Raw genomic sequence first — 20,939 nt, 5'->3', positions numbered from 1 at the left:
AACCTGCTTTCTTTTTGCGGTTACACCATCAGGATCTGCCAACCATGAAACTCGACGCTTTCGATCGCAAGATTCTCGCCGCGCTGCAACGGGACGGGCGCCTGAGCAACGTGCAACTGGCGGACGAAATCGGTTTGTCCGCATCGCCTTGTCTGCGTCGGGTGCGGATGCTCGAAGAGGCGGGGGTGATTCGCGGTTATCAGGCGAACCTGGACCGCGATGAGGTAGGGCTGGGGCTGACGGTGTTCGTCGGGGTCAAGGTGGAACGGCACAACGATGAACAGGCCGAGGCGTTTCATCGCGCAGTGACGGCATTGCCGGAGGTGATTTCGGCGTTTCTGGTGTCCGGGGAATCGGACTTTCTGCTGCAAGTGGTGGTGCCGGATCTGCGCGCCTACGACCGTTTTTTAACCGGTTGTCTGCTGAAGTTGCCGGGCGTGAGCGATATTCGCAGCAATTTTGCCATTCATACGGTGAAGACCCCGGGAGCGCTGCCGCTGGGGCATCTGCCGTCCTGATACTTCCCGCATTGCACGGGAAGTATCTTCAACGTGCTTACATCTGCGTCGCCATACCCTCGACATTCATGGCCGCCTGACGCAGCGCCTCGGAACGGGTCGGGTGAGGGTGGCAGGTCAGGGCGATGTCCTCGGCCGACGCGCTGAATTCCATGGCCACGCAATATTCGCCGATCATTTCACTGACGCTCGGGCCGACCAGGTGCACGCCGAGGACTTCGTCGGTGTGCGCGTCGGCGAGGACTTTGGCAAAGCCTTCGGTTTCGTGATTGATCTTCGCCCGGCTGTTGGCGGTGAACGGGAATTTGCCGACCTTGTAGGCCCGGCCTTCGGCCTTGAGCTGCTCCTCGGTCTTGCCGACGCTGGCCAGCTCCGGTTTGGTGTAGATCACGTTCGGGATCAGGTCGTAGTTGACCTCACCCGCCTTGCCGACGATCTGCTCGATGCAGGCCATGGCTTCGTCTTCGGCCTTGTGGGCAAGCATCGGTCCTGACGTGACATCGCCGATCACCCAGACGCCAGAAGCCTCGGTGCGATGGTGTTTGTTGGCAAGCATGCCGCGCTTGTCGGTGCTGAGGCCGACGTTTTCCAGCCCCAGGCCCTGGGTGTAGGGGCGACGACCGATGGCGACCAGCACGTAATCGGCTTCCAGCAGTTCGGCGCTGCCGCCGGCTGCCGGTTCGATGCTCAGTTGCACGCCGCTGGCCGAGGACGTAGCGCTGGTGACTTTCGAACTCAATTTGAAGCTGATGCCCTGTTTGCTCAGCGAGCGCTGCAGGGTCTTGCCGGCTTCGCCGTCCACGCCCGGGCAGATGCGGTCGAGGTATTCCACCACCGTCACCTGCGCGCCGAGCCGGCGCCAGACCGAGCCGAGTTCGAGGCCGATCACGCCGGCACCGATCACCACCAGATGCTTGGGCACTTCGCTCAAGGACAACGCGCCGGTTGAGTCGAGAATGCGCTGGTTGTCGATCGCCACGCCGGGCAGGGGAGTGGGCTCGGAACCGGTGGCGATGATGATGTCGGTGGCGGTCAGTTCGATCCGGCTGCCCTGATCGCCGGTCACGCTGACTTTTCCGGGACCGTCGATGTGGCCCCAGCCCTTGATCCAGTCGACCTTGTTCTTGCGGAACAGAAATTCGATGCCTTTGGTCAGGCCGGCGACGCTTTCGTCCTTCTGCTTCATCATTTGCGCGAGGTTGAGCGTCGGTTTGACCTCGATGCCGAGGTTGGCGAATTCCGCGCCCATTGCCGCATCGTACAGTTCGGACGCGTGCAACAACGCCTTGGACGGCATGCAACCGACGTTGAGGCAGGTGCCGCCCAGTGTGGCGCGGCCTTCCACGCACGCGGCCTTGAGGCCCAATTGGCCGGCGCGGATCGCTGCGTTATAACCGCCGGGCCCACCGCCCAGAATCACTACGTCATAGTTGCTCATGCGCTTACTCCTGGCTGAAGAATGCGGATCGCTAAAAATTACGTACGTAATATGTGCGTTTCCGGACATTTCGGTCAAGGCTTCAGGAACGCGACAGGTTGAGCGACTTTGAATGGCGCAAATGAGTACAAATATTTCACTGCTTTCGTTATATCGTAACGAGTTAAGCAGTGAGCCAAGGGTTTTGGGGGGTTATGCAAGTCGATCTGGACGTTGATGGCACGCAAGTGACCGGTTTGCCGCGCTTTCAGCAGGCGGCAGCCCAGGGTCGCCGATTGCGCCGGTTGGCCATGGGGCTCGGCGGGTTGGCCGTGGTCGGAGTGGTGCTGGCGTTTTTTGTTGGCCTATTCGCCTCGCAATCGCTGTGGCCGGCGCTGTTGGTCAATCTGAGCGCGGCGTTGCTGGTGTTGGTCGCCGGGTTGCAATCGGCGTGGTGGGTGACCGATTGGCGAGCGCGGGTGATCAACCCGGTGGTGCCGGTTACCGCCGCGGAGGAAACGCCCGGGCCGGACGGCTGGTACGAGCGACTGCTGGATCGGCTGAGCCGCCGCAGCCTGCATGTGCTGGGACAGATCGGTGCAGCGACATTATGGCTGGGCGGTCTGGCGCTGCTGGCGTTGCTGGGCATCGAGCAGGTATGGAGTCTCACGCTGCAACCGACTGCCGTGGGATTGTCTGCTTCTGTCTGCGCGGCGATTGCGCTGCTGCTGGCGTTCGGTCTGCTGGTGCTGGAGCGGCAACTGGCTCAGGAAAACCCGGCGCAATGGCCCGAGGCCGGTGCGCTGGCGCAGTTGAGTCGCGTGACGATCATCAGCCTGGTGCTGGGCGCATTGTGCTTGTTGTTCGCCAGCGAGAATTCGGTCTGGCCTGTGCGACTGGCGGTGCTGATCGGCATCCTGCCGGGGCTGGTCGCGGCGGAGTTGCTGCTGCGTGCGGTGCTGTCGTTGTTCAGTCCACGTCGCGAACAGCTCGAACCGGTGCTGCTGGCCCGCAGTTTCGTCGCCGATCTGCTGCGTTGGCCACCACAACCGCTGCTCGCGTTGCAGCACGAATTGCACAATCGCTTCGGTATCGACCTGCGGCAGATCTGGGCCTTCAGCTACATGCGTCGCGCGTTCCTGCCGGTACTGGTGCTGGTGGCGGCAGTCGGCTGGTTGCTCACCGGCATTCATGAAATCCCGCTGCAAAGCCGTGGCATCTACGAGCGTTTTGGCAAACCGGTGCAGGTGTTCGGCCCGGGTTTGCATGCCGGTCTGCCGTGGCCGTTGGGCCGGGTGTTGAGCGTGGAGAACGGCGTAGTGCACGAACTGGCGACCAGCGTCGGCGAGAACCCGGTGCCGGTTCAGCCGGATCCGGCAGAAGGTCCGGCCCCGATTACCGCCAACCGTTTGTGGGATGCCAGCCACGTCAACGACAAATCCCAGGTCATTGCCAGCAGCCGTGGCGAGCAACAGAGCTTCCAGATCGTCAACATGGACGTGCGTTTCGTCTACCGCATCGGCCTCAGCGATCAAGCGGCATTGGCTGCGACCTACAACAGCGCGGATGTGCCGACGCTGATCCGCAGCACTGCGAGCCGGATTCTCGTCCACGATTTTGCGTCGCGCACCCTCGACGGTTTGCTGGGGCAGGACAGGGTAGGGCTGGCTGACGAGATCGGCCGAGCCGTGCAAAGCGATCTGCAGAAACTCGATAGCGGTGTAGAGATTCTCGCCACTGTGGTCGAGGCGATTCACCCGCCGGCCGGTGCCGCCAATGCTTATCACAGCGTGCAAGCGGCGCAGATTGGCGCCCAGGCGTTGATCTCTCGCGAGCGTGGGGCGGCGGCCGAAGCGAGCAATCAGGCACAGCTGCAGGCCAGCCTCGCTCGCGACCAAGCCACCGCCAATGCCCACGAAACCAGCTCGACCGCCCGCGCGGCGGACCTGAAATTCAGCGCCGAGCAAAAAGCCTACGCCAGCGCCGGACAAGCCTTCGTGCTGGAGCAATACCTCAGCCAGCTCAGTCAGGGACTGGGCAAAGCCAAATTGTTGGTGCTCGACCATCGTCTGGGCGGCAGCAGCAATGCGCCGACCATCGACCTGCGTACGTTTACGCTGCCGGCTGACCCTTCGCCGGCGCGCACCACCGCTCAACCAGGAGCCACCCATTGAGCCAGTCGCATACTCACGATCACCATGACCACAGCGGTCACGACCATGCTCATGGCGGCCACCACCATCACGGGCATCATCACCACCATCATCACGGCGCGCCGGAAGAGGCGGGGCCTTTCCCGTGGCGACGCATGGGCTGGGCCGTGTTGCTGGTGGCGTTTGCCATCGCAGCGGCCAGTCTGGTGCAGGTGCGTTCCGGTGAAGCCACGGTCATCACCCGCTTCGGCAACCCGTCCCGGGTGTTGCTGGATCCAGGTCTGAGCTGGCGCTGGCCGGCGCCTTTCGAAGCGGCGATCCCGGTGGATCTGCGTCTGCGCACCACCTCGAGCGGTTTGCAGGACGTCGGCACCCGCGACGGTTTGCGGATCATTGTGCAAGCGTATGTCGCGTGGCAGGTGCAGGGTGATGCGGACAACGTCCAGCGTTTCATGCGTGCGGTGCAGAATCAGCCGGACGAAGCGGCGCGGCAGATTCGCACCTTTGTCGGCTCGGCACTGGAGACCACCGCCAGCAGTTTCGATCTGGCCAATCTGGTGAACACCGATGCCAGTCAGGTGCACATCGCCGATTTCGAAGCGCAGTTGCGTCAGCAGATCGATCAGCAATTGCTCGCGACTTACGGCGTGCGCGTGGTGCAAGTGGGCATCGAGCGGCTGACCTTGCCGTCGGTGACACTCACCGCAACGGTTGACCGGATGCGCGCCGAGCGTGAAACCATCGCCACCGAACGCACTGCCATCGGCAAGCGCGAAGCGGCGCAGATTCGTTCCGGCGCCGAGCGTGATGCGCGAATTGTGCAGGCTGACGCGACGGTGAAAGCGGCTGAAATCGAAGCGCAATCGCGAGTCGAAGCCGCGCAGATTTATGGCCGCGCTTATGCCGGATCGCCACAGCTGTATAACCTGCTGCGCTCACTGGACACCCTCGGCACTATCGTGACGCCGGACACCAAGTTGATCCTGCGCACCGACGCCGCGCCATTCCGCGTACTGGTAGACGGTCCGCCGAATCTGGACAGCAAGAGCGGAACTCAGCCATGAGTGAAGTTCCACGTGGAACAAATTCGTTGAACAGTCCGTGGATTCAGGCGGGGCGTCTGGCATTTTTTGCCCTGTACGCGGTGACGGTGTTGGCCGCGTTGGCCTGGGCGTTTTCCAATGTGCGGCAGATCGATCCGCAGAATCGCGCGGTGGTCATGCATTTCGGCGCACTGGATCGCATTCAGAATGCCGGGTTGTTATTGGCTTGGCCGCAGCCGTTCGAACAGGTCGTGTTGCTGCCGGCGGCAGATCGGGTCATCGAGCGCCGAGTGGAAAACCTGCTGCGCAGTCCTGCTGCAATACAGGCAGATCGCGTCGCGACATTCGCCACGCCAATCAGCGATGCACTGGCCGGTTCCGGCTATTTGCTCACCGGTGATGCCGGGGTGGTGCAGCTGGATGTGCGGGTGTTCTACAAGGTCACCGATCCCTACGATTTCGTACTGCAAGGCGACCATGTGCTGCCGGCACTGGATCGACTGGTGACTCGCAGCGCGGTGGCCCTGACAGCGGCTCGTGATCTGGACACCATTCTGGTAGCGCGACCGGAACTGATCGGAGCTGACAATCAAGCGGCTGAACGACGCGAGCGATTGCGCGGTGATCTAGTGCAAGGCATCAACCAACGTTTGGCTGAATTGAAGGCAAGCGGACAGGGCATCGGTATCGAAGTGGCCCGGGTCGATGTGCAATCGAGTCTGCCCGAGCCGGCCGTCGGTGCATTCAATGCCGTGCTGACCGCCAGCCAACAGGCCGACAAAGCCGTCGCCAATGCCCGTACCGACGCTGAAAAAATCACCCAGACCGCCAACGAACTGGCCGACCGCACCTTGCAGGTGGCCCACGCCCAGGCCGGTGAGCGTCTGGCGAAAGCCTCCGCCGATACCGCCACTGTTCTGAGTCTGGCTCAGGCCCGACAGCATGGCACCGACCCGCAAATGCTGCTGCGCCTCTACCGCGAACGGATACCGAAAATTCTCGGCCAGGCCGGGTCGGTCACCACGGTCGATCCGAAAGACGATTCCCGCCTGATCATTCAGGGAGCCAGTAAATGACTGCCACTACCGCCGCACCGAGCCTGTTGTCTTCGGCCGAGCAACGTCGCGCTGCGCGCCAGTTGACCCTGGCGATGCTCGCCCTCGGCCTGCTCGGGCTCGGATTGATCTGGCGCTGGTTGATGCCGGAGCAAACCGGTGTCAGTCAGTTGCTGCTCGGTTTTGCTTCTTTATTGGTCGCGGTACCGGTGATGCGTTCGGCTTGGTTCAGCCTGCGTTATCCGAGCCTGCATGGCATCACCGACCAGTTGATCGCATTGGCGATGCTCGGTGCCTGGGCCACTGGCGATCTGCTGACCGCTGCACTGTTGCCGATCATCATGATCTTCGGCCATGTGCTGGAGGAGCGCAGCGTGATTGGCTCGCAGGAGGCGATTCACGCGTTGGGCCAGCTCACTCGCAGCCATGCTCGGAAAATCCAGGCGGACGGCACGGTCATCGAAGTCGATAACGGCACGCTCAAGGCTGGCGACACCGTTGAAGTGCGGGCCGGCGATCGGGTGCCGGCGGACGGTCGTGTACTGTCCGGGCAGGCCAGCCTCGACACAGCGTCGATCACCGGTGAGTCGGTGCCGGTTGAGGCGGGCGTCGGAATGACCGTGTTTGGCGGGGCGATCAACCTCGATGGGCTGTTGCGTATCGAAGTCACTCGTACCGGCGATGAATCGACGCTGGGTAAGGTCATCGCGCTGATGCAGAACGCCGAGCGCTCCAAACCACCGATCACTCGGCTGCTGGAGCGTTATGCGGGCAGCTACATGGTGCTGGTGTTGCTGCTGGCGGCGGTGACCTGGTTTGTCACCAACGATGCGCAGGCGATGTTGGCGGTGCTGGTTGCGGCTTGTCCTTGTGCGCTGGTGTTGTCCGCACCGGCCACGGCGATTGCCGGTGTGGCGGTTGCGGCGCGGCACGGGATTCTGATCCGCAGTTCGGCGTTCCTCGAAGAATTGGCCGACCTGACTTCGCTGGTGGTGGACAAGACCGGGACTCTGACTTACGGCACATTGCGTTTGCAGTCGATCAACAGCGCGCAGGCGGATCACGATTCGGTGATGACGCTGGCCGCCAGTCTTGGTGCTGCCAGCAGCCACCCGGTCAGTCGTGCACTGGCCGGACTGGTTCACGCGGACAACGTGCTGGTGCTGACCGACATTCACGAACGCCAGGGTCTGGGCGTGGTCGCCAGAACCGAGCAGGGCGAAGCAGCGCTGGGTCGTCCGGAGCTGTTTGCGCAGTTGGGCATTCCGACCACTTCAATTCCCGATCACGACGGCCCGATTGCCGGCCTGGCGTTGAACGGTGAATTCCTCGCCTGGCTGTTGCTGGCCGACAGCGTCAAACCGGAAGCGAAATTCGCCTTGAGCGAACTGCGCGAGTTGGGCCTCGGTCGGCAATTGTTGCTGACCGGCGACCGTCAAAGCGTGGCGCAAACCCTGGCCCGTGATGTCGGCCTGCACGAAGTCGAAGCCCAGGCGTTGCCCGAAGACAAACTCAATCGCGTGTTGAAGGAAATCGACAACGGTTTCCGGCCGATGGTGGTCGGCGACGGCATCAACGATTCGCTGGCACTCAAGGCCGGTGTGGTGGGTGTTGCGATGGGGGCGGGCGGTGCGGACATTGCGCTGGCGTCCGCCGACATCGTGCTGATCGGCAGCGACCTGCGCCGGCTCGGCACCTGTGTGCGCCTCAGCCGTCAGTGTCGGCGCACGCTGCAAGTGAACGTGATCATCGGTCTGGGCTGGACGCTGGCCATTGTAGTGTTCGCCGCATTCGGCTGGCTGGGCGCGGCCGGGGCAATGATTGCTGCGTTGCTGCACAACCTCAGTACGTTGCTGGTGTTGGGCAATGCCGGTCGCTTGTTGCGATTCCAGGAGCCGCTGCTGAAGCTGAACGAGCAGAACTGATCATTTTTCGAACTGTGCGTCGGACTTGAAGTCTTCAGAGAAGGCGCACTGAAGCACGGAGATCGGTGCCATTACGGCCGATATGGCTGATAGGTGGCGACTATCGAATCGATAGCCTGCTAATTTTCAAGGATGGTCTACCCTCAGATCAGACGTCTGAAACCAGGGGGATATTCCATGCTCGCGCAACTTCCACCGGCCTTACAGAATCTGCAGCTTCCGCTTCGCCTGCGACTCTGGGACGGTCATGAATTCAATCTGGGCCCGACGCCCAGCGTCACCATCGTGGTCAAGGACCCGTTGATGGTGTCCCAGTTGACCCATCCAAGTCTCGACGCGCTGGGGGCGGCGTTCGTCGAGGGCAAACTCGAACTCGAGGGCTCGATCAGCGAGGTCATCCGGGTTTGCGACGAATTGAGCACGGCGCTGCTCGATGAAGATGAAGACAGTCAGCCGGTGCGAACCGTGCACGACAAGGAAACCGACGCCAAAGCCATTTCCTACCACTACGACCTGTCCAACGCGTTCTACCAGCTCTGGCTGGACAGCGACATGGCGTACTCCTGCGCCTATTTCGAAACCGGCAGCGAAACCCTGGAGCAGGCGCAACAGGCCAAGTTCCGGCATCTGTGTCGCAAGCTGCGTCTGCAGCCGGGCGACTACTTGCTGGATGTCGGCTGCGGCTGGGGCGGTCTGGCGCGTTACGCCGCCCGTGAGTTCGGTGCCAAGGTGTTTGGTATCACTTTGAGCAAGGAGCAATTGGCGCTGGCTCGGGAGCGGGTCAAGGCTGAAGGCCTGGAAGACCAGGTCGAACTGCAACTGCTCGATTACCGCGATCTGCCGCAGGACGGCCGGTTCGACAAAGTGGTGAGTGTCGGGATGTTCGAGCACGTGGGCCACGCCAATCTGGCCGAGTACTGCAAGACCCTGTTCGGCGCGGTGAAAGAGGGCGGTCTGGTGATGAACCACGGCATCACCGCCAAGCACACCGATGGCCGTCCGGTGGGACGCGGTGCCGGCGACTTCATCGAGAAATACGTGTTCCCCAACGGCGAACTGCCGCACCTGGCGATGATCTCGGCCGAGATCAGCGAGGCCGGTCTGGAGATCGTCGATGTCGAGAGCCTGCGTCTGCATTACGCGCGCACGCTGGATCACTGGAGCGAACGACTGGAAGACAACCTTGAAGCCGCCGGCAAACTGGTGCCGGATCAGGCCCTGCGTATCTGGCGTCTGTACCTGGCCGGTTGCGCCTACGCGTTTGCCCGGGGCTGGATCAACCTGCATCAGATTCTTGCGGTGAAGGCCCACGCCGATGGCAGCCATGAACTGCCGTGGACCCGTGACGACATCTACAACCCTTGAGCTAGAGAATCGGTGAAATCAGCCGGGCGATCCGCATGCCGAGTTGTTGCAGGCGGTGGATCTCCCGGCCTTCTTCCTTGGCGATTTCGTAGGCCTGGGCGAAGTCGTCGTTGAGCATCTGTTCCACGTGGCCGGCGAATTCGCTGTCGACCGTCAGCAACATCACTTCGAAATTCAACCGGAACGAACGGTTGTCCAGATTGGCGCTGCCGATGGCGCTGATTTCGCTGTCGACCAACACCACTTTCTGATGCAGGAAACCCGGTTCGTAGCGGAACACCCGCACCCCGGCGCGCACCGCTTCGAACGCGTAAAGGCTCGACGCGGCGTAAACGATACGGTGATCGGGGCGCGACGGCAGTAGCAGTCGGACATCGACACCGCGCAGGACCGCGAGACGCAATGCGGCGAATACCGCCTCGTCGGGAATGAAGTAGGGGCTGGTGATCCATACGCGTTCGGTGGCGGCATGGATGGCTTCGACGAAGAACAGCGAGCAGGTCTCGTAGGCATCCGCCGGGCCGCTGGCCAGCAGTTGGCAGAGCACGCCGTCTTCCGGGTAAACCTCCGGCAGGATCAGCGGGGGTAGCGTACGGGCAGCCCAGAACCAGTCTTCGGCAAATGACTCCTGCATGCAGGCGACCACTGGCCCGCGCACCTGTACGTGGGTGTCGCGCCATGGCGCCAAGGGTGGTTTTTCGCCCATGTATTCGTCGCCGACATTGTGCCCGCCAACAAAGCCGATCAACCCGTCGACCACGACGATCTTGCGGTGGTTGCGGAAATTCACCTGGAAGCGATTGAGCCAGCCGCTGCGGGTGGCGAACGCCTTGACCTCGACACCGCCATCGCGAAGTGCCTGTACGTAGCTGTGGGGCAGGGCGTGGCTGCCGATGCGGTCGTACAGCAGATGAATCGCGACACCTTCGGCGGCTTTCTTCAGCAGCAGTTCGCGCAGGCGCTGGCCGAGGCGATCGTCGTGAATGATGAAAAACTGGATCAGCACGGCTTCCCGTGCCTGGCTGATTGCGTGGAAAATCGCTTCGAAGGTAGCGGTGCCGTTGATCAGCAATTGCACTTCATTGTTGGCCAGGCATGGCATGCGGCCCAGCTTCGGCATCGCCCGCAGCGAGTCGTAGGCATTCGAGGCGCGGGCGGTCAGGGCTTCTTCTACCCAGGGCCGCCAGTTCAGTTCGGAAACGGCCTGACGCATCTGTTCGTTGGCCTGACGTCGGGCCTTGATATAACCGTCGAAGGTGCTGCGACCGAACACCAGATAGGGGATGAGGGTGAGATAGGGAATGAAGATCAGCGACAGCGCCCAGGCGATCGCGCCTTGCGCCGTGCGGACGGTCAGCACCGCATGGATGGCGGCAATTGTGCCCAGGCTATGTATCAGCGCGATCAGATAACCGAAGATGTGCGGTCCAAAATAATCCATGGGGCAACCTTGCTCCTGAAGATTCAATGCTTAACAGACCATGTTCCTCTGCGGTTGTCGCTATTTTCTTTTTAGCCATGAAAGCAGGCCATGAACCGAAACAAGCGGCCGGCGTCTAACGGCCACTACTGATCAGGAGTTTTGCAATGAACGTTCGTCTGCTGGGTTTGGCGCTGGGTCTGGGGTTGGCCTTGCCGTTGGTGGCTCAGGCGCAAATGCTGCAGCCGGGGTTGTGGGAAATGACATCGAGCAATGTGAAAGTCGATGATCAGGCCATGGACGTGCAATCGATCCTCGGCCAGATTCAGGGCCAGATCACCCCGCAACAGCGGGCGGAGCTGGAGAAGCAGGGGATCAACATTGGCGGCAAAGGGATCCGTGCCTGCCTGACACCCCAGCAAGTGGCGACCAACGATATTCCGCTGGCGGACCCGCAGTCGGGCTGCAAACAGCAGATCACCGAGCGCAACGGCAATCAGTGGAAATTCCGTTTCAGCTGCCCGCGAGCCTCGGGCACCGGTGTGGCTACGTTCGTCAGCGATCGTGAATTCACCACCATCGCCAACGGCACGTTCAATGCCATCGGGATCAACCAGAAGGGGAGTCTGGAAACCCGCGCCGTATGGCTGGGTCAGGATTGCGGCACCGTCAAACCAAGAGCCTGAAAATAGAAACCGCCCCACAACATTGTGGGGCGTTTTTTTCTAGCGCATGAAGCGCAACGGCAATCCCTGACACCCGTCATGCAGCCGATTGCCATGCCACGCGACCTGTCCCGACACCAGCGTCGTACTCACCCGATGGCGGAAGCTGCGGCGAGCAAACGGCGTCCATCCGCACTGCGACAGGACCGGTTGTCGTGATACCGCGACACCTTCGGGCTCCGGTTGAATCAATACCAGATCCGCCCAATAACCTTCCCTCAGATAACCGCGATCCGGAATGGCAAACAGATCCGCCACCCGGTGGCTGGTCTTCGCCACCAGCGTGGTGATCGGCAGCACGCCATCCGCTACCAGTTCCAACAACGCCGGCAACGCATGTTGCACCAGCGGCAGCCCGGACGGCGCCTGGGCATACGACAGCTGTTTCTCCGCCCAGGTATGCGGGGCGTGGTCGCTGCCGATCACATCCAGACGATTGCTCAACAAGGCCAGACGCAGGGCATCGCGATCAGCCTGGTTTTTGATCGCCGGGTTGCATTTGATCTGGTTGCCGAAGTCTGGGTAATCGCGGTCATCGAACAGCAGGTGATGCAGGCAGACTTCCGCGGTGATGCGTTTGTGCGCCAGCGGTTTGTCTTCGAACAGTTCCAGCTCTCGAGCCGTGGTCAGGTGCAGCACGTGCAGGCGAGTGCCGTGGCGTTTGGCGAGATCCACCGCCAGTGAAGAGGAGCGATAGCAAGCCTCAGCATTGCGGATCAGCGCATGGGCGTCGGTAGGAAGATGTTCGCCGAACTGCTCGCGCAACCTGGCGGTGTTGGCTTCGATGCTCGGTGTGTGTTCGCAGTGAGCCAGCAGGATCGTCGGCACCTCGGCGAACAAGCGCTCCAGTGTCCGGGGATCATCCACCAGCATGTTGCCGGTCGACGCGCCCATGAACACTTTGACCCCGGCCACCTCACTCGGGTTGAGTGCCGCGACGGTGTCCAGGTTGTCGTGACTGACGCCGAAGTGAAAGCCGTAGTTGGCCACCGAATTGATCGCCGCCCGACGCTTCTTGTCGGCCAACGCGTCGAGGGTGAGGGTGGCCGGGTTGGTGTTGGGCATATCCATGAAACTGGTGATGCCACCGGCCACGGCTGCGCGGGATTCGGTGTAGATGCTGCCTTTGGTTGGCGAGCCCGGCTCACGAAAATGCACTTGGTCGTCGATCATTCCTGGCAGCAGCCATTGGCCGTTGGCGTCGATTTCCAGCGTTGCGTTTTCACCTTCAATGCTGCGGCCGATCTTGACGATGCGGCCGTGGCTGACCAGCAGATCGGCGTAGAACTCATGCCCGTCATCAACCAGGCGCGCATTGCGAATCAGCACACTGTTCATGGTTCAGAACTCGTTCTGCAGGGCTTTGTAGCCGCGCACCAGATCGACGTTGGTGCGCGCCACGTCTTCGGAAAACTCCGAGGCGCTGACGCTCACCGGCGGGAATTGCGACAGATCGGTGTTCGGCCCGATTCGGGTGGTGGAGGGCACGTAGAACGCATCCGGCAGATCCCGGCCATCGACCACCGAGTTGTGCCGCACCACGCAACCGTTGCCGACCACGCAGTTGAACAGCACGCTGTTGAAGCCGATGAATACCCGGTCACCAACCTTGCACGGGCCATGCACGATCGAGCGGTGGGCGATGGAGCTGAACTCGCCGATGGTCACCGCTGCGCCGGACTTGGAGTGGATCACCACGCCGTCCTGGATGTTCGAATTGGCGCCGATGGTGATCGGTTCCATCTCGCCCGAGGCGTCCACTTCATCGGCGCGAATGACCGCGTAGGGGCCGACGAACACGTTTTCGCCGATCACCACTTTGCCGCAGATGATCGCGGTTTTGTCGACGTAGGCAGACTCGGCAATTTGCGGCAGGTCGCCGGAAGGATTTTTGCGGATCATGGTTGGCTCAGGGCGTCATAAAGAGTGTTGAGGTTGTATTCGAACAGGCCAGTGAATGTGCTGGCCGGACCCGACGCGGCGAGGGCGTCGGAATACAGCGTGCCGCCGATGTGCGCGCCGCTTTCGTCAGCAATCTGTTTGAGCAGGCGTGCGTCCTTGATGTTTTCCATGAACACCGCTTTGACCTTGGCCTGACGGATCTGGGTGATCAGCGCGGCGACTTCGGCGGCGGAAGGTTCGCGTTCGGTGGACAGACCTTGCGGCGCCATGAAGTCGATTCCATAGGCTTGGCCGAGATAACCGAAGGCGTCGTGGCTGGTGACGATCTTGCGATTGCCCGGCGGCAGGGAACCGAGCTTGGCCTTGGCTTCGGCGAGGAGGGCGTAGATCTGTTTCAGGTAGGCCTTGCTGTTGCGTTCGTAGTCGGCTTTGTTCGCCGGGTCGGCGGCGATCAGTGCCTTGGTGATGTTGGCGACATACAGTTCGGTGTTGGCCAGGTTGTGCCAGGCGTGAGGGTCGGGAACGGTCTCGCCGTCTTCATCCAGAGAGCGGGGGATCACGCCGTGGCTGGCGCTGATGACGGTGGCTTTGGTACCGGTGCTGGTCACCAGTCGGTCCAGCCATGGCTCGAAACCCAGTCCGTTTTTCACGATCAGTTTTGCTTTCAGAAGTGCCTTGGCATCGTCGGGCGTCGGTTCGTAGGTGTGGGCGTCAGCGTCTGGCCCGACCATGTTGGTGATCTGGATATGCTCGCCGCCGACCTGATGCACCATGTCTGCAAGGATGCTGAAACTGGTGACCACCGGCAGTTTCTCCGCCGCCGACAATGACATCGACAGCATCAGGCTGAACAACACAAGTAGAGCGCGCATCGGGAAACACCTCATTGGGATGTGAGCAAGGGCGGGCGGCGCAGCAGGCCGTGAACCGGCCCGAGCACCACGGACAACAGGTAACCGATGCCTGCGACCAGCACGATGGCCGGACCGCTGGGCAGCGAGTAGTAGAACGACAGCAACAGTCCGAGCCACACCGACAGGCAACCGATCACGGCGGCGATGGCGATCAGGATCGGCAGGCGCCGGCTCCAGAAGCGGGAAGCAGCGGCGGGCAACATCATCAGACCGACCACCATCAGTGCGCCGATGGCCTGGAATCCGATGACCAGATTCAGCACCACCAGCGTCAGGAACACACCGTGGGCGATTGGGCCGAGTCGGCTGACTGTTCGCAGGAACAGTGGATCGAGGGTGTCGAGCAGGAGCGGGCGGTAGATCAGTGCCATGGCCATCAGGCTTAGCAGCGACACGCCCAACATTCCGTTCAGGGTGGGACCGTCGACCGCCAATGCCGAACCGAACAGCAAGTGGAGCAGGTCGAGACGTTTGCCGGCGATGCCCAGAATCAACACACCACTGGCCAGAGAGATCGGGTAGATCGCGGCGACGCTGGCGTCCTCGCGCAGGCCGGTTCGGCGGGTGATCCACGCCGCGAGTCCGGCCATGCTCAGGCCGGCGCCGAGGCCGCCGAGGGTCAGCGCGGGAAGACTCAGTCCAGCAAACCAGAAGCCGAGCGCCGCTCCGGGAAGGATGCCGTGGGCGACGGCGTCGCCGATCAGGCTCATGCGTCGCAGGATCAGGAACACGCCCAATGGAGCGGTGCTGCATGCCAGCAGCAGGCCCCCCAAGAGCGCCCGGCGCATGAACACGAACTCAAGGAACGGTTGCCAGAAGTGTGCGGTGGTGTGCATCAGGCCACCTGCACGTTGGGGGTTTGCTGGATCAGTTCGACACTGGGGCCGAACACGCAGCCGCTGTTTTTGATCAGCAGCGTTTGTGGGATGTGTTGGCGGACCGCGGCGAGGTCGTGGCAAACCATCACCAGCGTCCGTCCTTGCGCATGCCAGGTGTGCAGGTGTTGCCAGAGCAACGCCTGACCCAGTTCATCGAGAGCGGCATGGGGTTCGTCGAGCAGCAGCAAAGGTGTGTCCGCCAGACTCAGTCGAGCGAGCAGGGCGCGTTGCAGTTCACCGCCGGAGAGGGCCATCAACGGGCGCTGTTCCAGGCCGCTCAAGTGCCAGTCTTCAAGAGCCTGAGTCAGCCGTTGTGTGCGCAGTTGGGTTGATAGTCTGCGCCCCCAGAAACCGGCAGCGACCAGTTCCTGGAGGCTGATCGGGAATTGGCGGTCCAGGTGCTGTTGCTGGGGGAGAAATGACAAGCCGCGTTGGCGAGGGACGCCTAATGCGACAGCGCCGGCCAAAGGCCTCTGTAGTCCGGCGATGACTTTCAGCAGGCTGCTTTTACCGCTGCCGTTGACGCCGATGATGGCGGTCAGGCTACCGCGTTCCAATTGAAGGCTCAGCGGTGGCGTGAGCGGTTGGCCGGGGGCGCCCCAACTCAAAGACTGCAGGCGGATCATGCGGTCTCCCGGCGCCAGTGACTTTCAGCGACTGCATCGTGGGCGTGGAGGCTTTCGGCATGGATCACGCGCAGGTGGAACTCGCGGATGCCAGGTGAACGACGCAATGCCAGGTTCAGACGGCGAGCGGCGTCTTCGCAGAACATCAGGTTCTGGCCATTGGCGAGGGCGAAGGCTTGTTCATCGGCGCGTTTCACGGCGGTTTGTACGGCGGTGCCGAGGGCGGCTTCGGCGTCGTTGATGGTCGAGGTCAGCGGTAAACCATCGACAAATTCATCCAGGTGCAGATGCAGTTGTGCGGTGCTGCGCTGGCTGTGGGGCGTTGCGATGATCCCTTGAGTCGAGCCCAGCCAGGCAAGAACCTCGGCATGTTGCAACGGCTTGTTGGCGAAATCGTCGACGAATTGTTGCTGGATCAATTGCCTCGCCAGAGCGGCAGAGCACGGGCAGGTCGAGGAATAAGCCACTTCGATTTTGAGTTCCACGTGGAACACTGTGTTTTTCAGAGTGGCTGAAATGGTCACTGGATAGGTTTTCCATCCAGCCAACGGGCTGACCAATGCGGGTCTTCTGAGCAGCAAATCGGTATGGATATTTAGATAGGCGCTGTTGGCCAGGCCTTCGTGGCTGTCGAGAAAACGCTGCAAAACCTGCTGCAAAAGTGCGGGAGTGAGGTTTTGCTGTTCCAGCATTTCCAGCGCCAGGTACAGCCGTGACATGTGAATGCCACGGGCTTCGCCGTCATCCAGACTGACACCCGCATCGGCTTTTGCAGCCAGGCGTTGGCCCTCGATAAAGACAGGAAGAGCGATGCCACGCATTCCCACCCAATCAAGCGGCAAGGCTTGGCGGGCGGCTTGCGCGGCGATATCCGGCAGCGTCAGCGCATTCATGTTCAGTACCATCGTGTTGATTGAATTTGATGTTACATTATAACAATTCAAATCACGATGCCTTTTTCATGAACGGGCTTTCATATGCACAGACGCCATTTGCTTAACCTGATGTTGGCCAGCGCTGCGTTGGCTTTTCCTTTCAGTGTCAGCGCCACACAAATCCGCAATGCACGCCTCTGGCGGTCGGATGACAAGCTTCGGCTGGTCTTCGATTTGAGCGGGCCAGTGAGCTACAAGACGTTCACACTGAGTGCACCGGACCGTCTGATCATTGATCTGAGTGGTGCCAGCTTGAGTGGCGATTTCAGTCAGTTGGCGCTTGGCGAAACTGTTATTCGCAGCATCCGTTCCGGACATTTTGGGAAAGGTGATACCCGAATCGTTCTGGATTTGAATCGCCCGGTTCAGCTCAATACCTTCCTGCTGGCGCCTCAGGATGGACAAGGACATCGCCTCGTTCTTGATCTTTTGAGCGACTCAAAAGTCGCAACCCCAATCGTTCCACGTGAAACACCGGGAAAAACCAATCATCCAAAACGAGACATTATTGTTGTGGTTGACCCTGGTCATGGCGGCAAAGATCCGGGGGCAGTGGGTGCAAAAGGCGAGCGTGAGAAGGACGTTGTGCTCTCGATTTCACAGCTGCTCGCACGTCGCTTGAAACGGGAAAAAGGCTTCGATGTGAAGCTTGTACGCAATGACGATTTCTTCGTGCCGCTCCGCAAGCGAGTTGATATTGCCCGCCAGCACAAGGCCGACATGTTCATTTCGGTGCACGCAGATGCCGCGCCTCGTCTGACCGCTTCGGGCGCTTCGGTGTATTGCCTGTCTGAAGGTGGCGCGACTTCAGCCACCGCACGCTTTATGGCGCAGCGGGAAAACGGTGCGGATCTGCTCGGTGCAACCAGCTTGCTGAATCTGAAGGACAAGGACCCGATGCTTGCCGGGGTGATCCTCGATATGTCGATGAATGCCACCATCGCCGCCAGTTTGCAGTTGGGCAGCACGGTACTGGGAAGTCTGGCGGGCATCACCACGCTGCATCAAAAGCGTGTGGAGCAAGCGGGATTTGCGGTGCTGAAGTCACCCGATGTGCCTTCGATTCTGGTGGAAACCGGATTCATTTCCAACGCGCGGGACAGTCAGCGGCTGGTCACGGCACGCCATCAGCAAGCGGTTGCTGACGGATTGTTTGAAGGATTGCAGCGCTATTTCCAGAAGAATCCACCGGCCGACAGCTACATCGCCTGGCAGCAGGAGCAGCAACAAGCGCGCGTTTAGCATCCTGTGAGTCGGCTGCAAGTGAACTTCCCGGTGCTTCCGCCAGAGCTGGAGAAGCGGTTGATCGTCGTCCAGCCCACCCGGCGGTTGTAACCGACCCAGGCCTCGCCGTCAGAGGCGATTCCCGTGAAGAACGTCAGCTGCCCATAAATGCTGTTGGTTTGCGCCCAATAACGTTGGCCGATCTTCTCGAAACCCCGCAGGTAAATCGTCTTGCCGGCGGTGTTGACGCTATAGGCGTTGCCATTGGCATCCACGCATGCCAGCAGGTTGGCGCTGCGCGTGCAGTTGGCGAGCCCCGGGACTTGTGCCCATGCATCGAAGGTCAGCAAGGCCAGGCCAAAGAGTGAGCATTTCAGCGCAGTTTTCATGAGATGACCCGACGGCTAAGTGTTTCCAGCTTCCAGCCCTTTGGCATTTCCGGCAAGAAGAAAGTGGATCTTTAATATTGTTATACTATAACATAAATTGGATCGGGCTTTCCGTGGCTCCTGTTTTCAAGCGTCTGCTTCTCTGACTATCTCTTAGAAGCCCAAGAACGCCTGCCGCCGAGAGCGATTCTTGCGTTTAGCTACCGTTTGATGAGGTTTACCCCATGTCTTCCCCGCTTCCCGTGACCGTTTTATCCGGCTTTCTCGGCGCCGGAAAAAGTACACTTTTGAATTACGTACTACGTAATAGAGACGATTTGCGTGTGGCAGTAATCGTCAACGATATGAGCGAAATCAACATTGATGGCAGCGAAGTCCAGCGTGATGTCGACCTGAGCCGCGCAGAAGAAAAGCTCGTGGAAATGAGCAACGGCTGTATCTGCTGTACGTTACGCGAAGACCTTCTGGAAGAAGTCGCCAAACTGGCCCGGGAAGGCCGATTCGATTATCTGCTCATCGAATCCACTGGCATTTCCGAGCCACTGCCGATTGCCGAGACCTTCACCTTCCGCGACGAACAGGGTCAAAGCCTGGCGGACATCGCTCGCCTCGACACCATGGTCACTGTAGTCGACGGCCTGAATTTCCTGCCTGATTTCCAGGCTGCCGAAAGCCTGGCCTCCCGTGGTGAAGTCCTTGGTGAAGAAGATGAGCGCTCGATCACCGATCTGTTGATCGAACAGATCGAGTTTGCCGACGTTCTGTTGATCAGCAAGATCGATCTGATCAGCAGCAGCGAACGGGAAGAGCTGATGGCGATCCTCAAGCGGCTCAACGCGAACGCCGAGATCATCCCGATGGTGATGGGCGAAGTGCCGCTGGAGAAGATCCTCAACACCCACCGCTTCGACTTCGACAGGGCTGCAACGGCCCCAGGCTGGCTTCAGGAATTGCGTGACGCACATGTGCCGGAAACCGAGGAATACGGTATCGCGTCCACGGCTTACCGCGCGCGTCGACCCTTTCACCCTCAGCGCTTTTTCGACTTCATCGATCGACCTTGGCTGAACGGCAAATTGTTGCGCTCCAAAGGTTTCTTCTGGCTCGCGAGTAAACCCACGGATGCCGGCAGTTGGTCCCAGGCGGGCGGTTTGATGCGCCACGGTTTCGCCGGGCGCTGGTGGCGTTTCGTGCCGAAGGATCAGTGGCCACAGGATCAGGAAAGCACCGCTGCGATCATGGAAAACTGGACCGCCAGCGTAGGAGACTGCCGCCAGGAGCTGGTGTTTATCGGCCAGAACATCGATTTCGCACAGCTCAATTCAGCCCTCGACGACTGTCTGCTCACCGATGCCGAGATGGCGCTCGGTGTCGAAGGCTGGCGATTGCTGGCTGATCCGTTCGGCCCTTGGCATGACGAGGCCGCGTGATGCTTGCCCTCAAACCGCTGCAAAGCAAAACACGTCATCAAGTGCTCGGCCCGACCCCGCAAGCGCTGGCGAGCATTCTGGAAGATGAAATAAACCTCGCTGTCTGGCAGCGGCAACTACCGCTGCATGTCGCCGATTTTGCGAAGTTGTTGGTGTCACTCAACGAGCCTTATGCCGAAGCGCTGAGCCTCGAATTGCACGACGAAAACGCAGAACCAGACCTGACCGGCCTGGCCAGCGGACTCCGTGACCTGGAAGGCTACGAAGGTTTTATCGCCGACCTGAAATGGCTGGTCAGCGCCTTCGCCTGCCTGCTCGGAGCACGGCGGATCGGCCTGCGCCTGCGGGTGCTGGACAAGGCGATGTGCCCGCGTTTTCACGTCGATCATGTGCCTGTTCGGCTGATTACCACCTACGCCGGTATTGGCAGCGAGTGGCTCAAGGAAGGGCAAATGGATCGCCAGCAACTGGGAAAACCACTGGCCGAGCCGCAGGAAAAATCGCGGATTCAGCAACTGGTCAGCGGTGAAGTGGCGTTGCTCAAAGGGGAGAAGTGGCACGGTAACGAAGGTTTCGGGCTGATCCATCGCTCTCCACAACCGGCGCCGGGCGAACGGCGTCTGATGCTGACCCTGGACTGGCTCGGCTGACGCCTCAAGGCTTGAGCCAGTTGCCCTGGCTCTGGCTCTCGCAGTACGGCTTCAAATACGCCGCATCGGTGGCTACGCCGTAATAGTGGATATCCTGGCGATAAGGCATATTGGCGACTTGCGCGTTGCTGCACACGCCAAAGGCCCCGGTTGGGCACTGATCGACGTATTGCACATCGACTTTTTGCCCTGCCAGCGTGGGCTGGCAGAAGCCGTCGTTGAACAGCTTCTCCGGGATGTTGCGGTTTTGCTGGCAGACCTTCACGTCGAGGCGTTCCGCCTGGCTGTGCACCACGCAGGCCTGGGCCAGCGCTTCGCCCGACACCAATGCCAACAGCAACGAGCATCCCATCCACCGCATTCTCGACCT

Annotated in this window: 20 protein-coding genes; 10 read left to right on the top strand and 10 right to left on the bottom strand. The window is 60.8% G+C overall.

Going from position 1 to position 20,939, the window contains the following annotated elements:
* The first annotated feature begins 44 nt into the window (after positions 1–44).
* Positions 45–518 (top strand): Lrp/AsnC family transcriptional regulator, encoded by a 474-nt coding sequence (locus DLD99_RS28805; protein WP_007954205.1) that lies wholly within the window; start codon positions 45–47, stop codon positions 516–518.
* 37 nt (positions 519–555) lie between these two features.
* Here the strand turns inward: DLD99_RS28805 and lpdA are convergent, their stop codons facing one another.
* Positions 556–1,956: a dihydrolipoyl dehydrogenase gene (lpdA, locus tag DLD99_RS28800; RefSeq protein ID WP_114886477.1), complete on the bottom strand. Its 1,401-nt coding sequence runs from the start codon at positions 1,954–1,956 to the stop codon at positions 556–558.
* Between the two features lie 194 nt (positions 1,957–2,150).
* Between lpdA and hflK (DLD99_RS28795) the strand changes: the two genes are divergently transcribed.
* From hflK (DLD99_RS28795) to cfaB, 5 genes are all read left to right on the top strand, one after another.
* Positions 2,151–4,109, top strand: a complete 1,959-nt coding sequence (gene hflK / locus DLD99_RS28795) for a protease modulator HflK (RefSeq protein WP_114886475.1) — start codon at positions 2,151–2,153, stop codon at positions 4,107–4,109.
* On the top strand, positions 4,106–5,152 hold the full coding sequence (hflC, locus tag DLD99_RS28790) for a protease modulator HflC (protein WP_114886473.1): 1,047 nt from the start codon (positions 4,106–4,108) through the stop codon (positions 5,150–5,152). The genes hflK (DLD99_RS28795) and hflC overlap by 4 nt, the downstream gene beginning before the upstream one ends.
* Complete coding sequence (hflK, locus tag DLD99_RS28785; protein ID WP_114886471.1) at positions 5,149–6,207, top strand: protease modulator HflK; 1,059 nt, start codon at positions 5,149–5,151, stop codon at positions 6,205–6,207. Before hflC ends, hflK (DLD99_RS28785) begins: the two co-directional genes overlap by 4 nt.
* Complete coding sequence (locus DLD99_RS28780; RefSeq protein WP_114886470.1) at positions 6,204–8,111, top strand: cation-translocating P-type ATPase; 1,908 nt, start codon at positions 6,204–6,206, stop codon at positions 8,109–8,111. The genes hflK (DLD99_RS28785) and DLD99_RS28780 overlap by 4 nt, the downstream gene beginning before the upstream one ends.
* A 177-nt stretch (positions 8,112–8,288) precedes the next feature.
* Positions 8,289–9,476: a C17 cyclopropane fatty acid synthase CfaB gene (cfaB, locus tag DLD99_RS28775; RefSeq protein ID WP_085708771.1), complete on the top strand. Its 1,188-nt coding sequence runs from the start codon at positions 8,289–8,291 to the stop codon at positions 9,474–9,476.
* A gap of 1 nt (position 9,477) precedes the next feature.
* Here cfaB and cls read toward each other — a convergent pair whose 3' ends face one another.
* On the bottom strand, positions 9,478–10,917 hold the full coding sequence (gene cls, locus DLD99_RS28770; protein ID WP_114886468.1) for a cardiolipin synthase: 1,440 nt from the start codon (positions 10,915–10,917) through the stop codon (positions 9,478–9,480).
* Positions 10,918–11,063: 146 nt separating this feature from the next.
* Between cls and DLD99_RS28765 the strand changes: the two genes are divergently transcribed.
* Positions 11,064–11,582, top strand: a complete 519-nt coding sequence (locus tag DLD99_RS28765) for a DUF3617 domain-containing protein (protein WP_085708773.1) — start codon at positions 11,064–11,066, stop codon at positions 11,580–11,582.
* A gap of 39 nt (positions 11,583–11,621) precedes the next feature.
* Here the strand turns inward: DLD99_RS28765 and DLD99_RS28760 are convergent, their stop codons facing one another.
* Genes DLD99_RS28760 through folE2 form a run of 6 tightly spaced genes read right to left on the bottom strand, consistent with a single transcriptional unit; the run spans position 11,622 to position 16,834 of the window.
* Positions 11,622–12,959 (bottom strand): dihydroorotase, encoded by a 1,338-nt coding sequence (locus DLD99_RS28760; protein WP_114886466.1) that lies wholly within the window; start codon positions 12,957–12,959, stop codon positions 11,622–11,624.
* 3 nt (positions 12,960–12,962) lie between these two features.
* Positions 12,963–13,523: a gamma carbonic anhydrase family protein gene (locus DLD99_RS28755; RefSeq protein WP_096817088.1), complete on the bottom strand. Its 561-nt coding sequence runs from the start codon at positions 13,521–13,523 to the stop codon at positions 12,963–12,965.
* Positions 13,520–14,395, bottom strand: coding sequence for a metal ABC transporter substrate-binding protein (locus DLD99_RS28750; RefSeq protein WP_114886464.1), 876 nt, complete (start codon positions 14,393–14,395; stop codon positions 13,520–13,522). The genes DLD99_RS28755 and DLD99_RS28750 overlap by 4 nt, the downstream gene beginning before the upstream one ends.
* Positions 14,396–14,406: 11 nt before the next feature.
* Complete coding sequence (locus tag DLD99_RS28745; protein WP_114886462.1) at positions 14,407–15,273, bottom strand: metal ABC transporter permease; 867 nt, start codon at positions 15,271–15,273, stop codon at positions 14,407–14,409.
* Complete coding sequence (locus DLD99_RS28740) at positions 15,273–15,941, bottom strand: metal ABC transporter ATP-binding protein (protein WP_114886460.1); 669 nt, start codon at positions 15,939–15,941, stop codon at positions 15,273–15,275. Before DLD99_RS28740 ends, DLD99_RS28745 begins: the two co-directional genes overlap by 1 nt.
* Positions 15,938–16,834 carry a GTP cyclohydrolase FolE2 gene (gene folE2 / locus DLD99_RS28735; protein WP_114886458.1) on the bottom strand — a complete coding sequence of 299 codons (897 nt, stop codon included), beginning with the start codon at positions 16,832–16,834 and terminating at the stop codon, positions 15,938–15,940. The genes DLD99_RS28740 and folE2 overlap by 4 nt, the downstream gene beginning before the upstream one ends.
* An 84-nt stretch (positions 16,835–16,918) precedes the next feature.
* On the opposite strand from folE2, the gene DLD99_RS28730 reads away from it, so the two are divergent.
* Positions 16,919–18,118 carry an N-acetylmuramoyl-L-alanine amidase gene (locus DLD99_RS28730; RefSeq protein WP_114886456.1) on the top strand — a complete coding sequence of 400 codons (1,200 nt, stop codon included), beginning with the start codon at positions 16,919–16,921 and terminating at the stop codon, positions 18,116–18,118.
* Here the strand turns inward: DLD99_RS28730 and DLD99_RS28725 are convergent.
* Positions 18,115–18,489, bottom strand: coding sequence for a glutamine synthetase (locus DLD99_RS28725; protein WP_114886454.1), 375 nt, complete (start codon positions 18,487–18,489; stop codon positions 18,115–18,117). The genes DLD99_RS28730 and DLD99_RS28725 overlap by 4 nt on opposite strands.
* A 224-nt stretch (positions 18,490–18,713) precedes the next feature.
* Here DLD99_RS28725 and zigA point away from each other — a divergent pair, with 224 nt between their 5' ends.
* A complete protein-coding gene (zigA, locus tag DLD99_RS28720) occupies positions 18,714–19,919 on the top strand; it encodes a zinc metallochaperone GTPase ZigA (RefSeq protein ID WP_114886452.1) in 1,206 nt (401 codons plus the stop codon).
* Positions 19,919–20,569: a DUF1826 domain-containing protein gene (locus DLD99_RS28715; RefSeq protein ID WP_114886450.1), complete on the top strand. Its 651-nt coding sequence runs from the start codon at positions 19,919–19,921 to the stop codon at positions 20,567–20,569. The genes zigA and DLD99_RS28715 overlap by 1 nt, the downstream gene beginning before the upstream one ends.
* A gap of 4 nt (positions 20,570–20,573) precedes the next feature.
* On the opposite strand, the gene DLD99_RS28710 is transcribed toward DLD99_RS28715, so the two are convergent.
* Positions 20,574–20,930: an NADH:ubiquinone oxidoreductase gene (locus tag DLD99_RS28710; RefSeq protein WP_114886448.1), complete on the bottom strand. Its 357-nt coding sequence runs from the start codon at positions 20,928–20,930 to the stop codon at positions 20,574–20,576.
* Positions 20,931–20,939: the final 9 nt, after the last annotated feature.

The sequence above is a fragment of the Pseudomonas kribbensis genome, assembly GCF_003352185.1.
Classification (GTDB): domain Bacteria; phylum Pseudomonadota; class Gammaproteobacteria; order Pseudomonadales; family Pseudomonadaceae; genus Aquipseudomonas; species Aquipseudomonas kribbensis.
Note: the sequence above shows the minus strand (reverse complement) of the source record. Positions and strands in the feature narration are given on the sequence as shown.